The organism is Arthrobacter sp. MDT2-3 (genome assembly GCF_059090465.1).
In genome coordinates this window covers 1-522 of sequence record NZ_JBNHFS010000017.1, presented here as the reverse complement: position 1 = coordinate 522, position 522 = coordinate 1, and the positions used below count along the sequence as shown (strand labels likewise).

The 522-nt window shown below is 63.8% G+C and carries 1 pseudogene; it reads left to right on the top strand.

Annotated elements, in window-relative coordinates:
- Positions 1 to 522: pseudogene (locus AC5RUQ_RS20925) on the top strand (pyruvate dehydrogenase (acetyl-transferring), homodimeric type); the annotation flags it as partial.

Below are 522 nucleotides of genomic sequence, written 5' to 3'. Positions count from 1 at the left end.
AGAAACTCACCCTGGACGACCTGAAGAAGTTCCGCGACCACCTGCGGATCCCCATCACGGACGAACAGCTCGAAAAAGACCCGTACCAGCCGCCGTATTTCCACCCCGGCCATGATGCCCCGGAAATTGTTTATCTTCACGAGCGGCGCAGGGCACTTGGTGGCGCCGTCCCCGAACGCCGGCCGGACCACCAGGCCGTTGAGCTGCCCGAGGCCAAGACGTTTGACGTCGCCAAGCGGGGCACGGGCAAGCAGCAGGCGGCCACCACCATGGCTTTTGTCCGGCTCCTCAAGGACCTGCTCCGCGACAAGAAGTTCGGCCACCGGATTGTGCCCATCGTGCCGGACGAATCACGGACGTTCGGTATGGACGCTTTCTTCCCCACCGCCAAGATCTACAACCCCGGCGGACAGAACTATCTCTCTGTGGACCGGGACCTGGTCCTGGCCTACAAGGAGTCCGCGCAGGGCCAGCTGATCCACCCCGGGATCAACGAAGCCGGCGCCGTGGCAGCGTTCACCG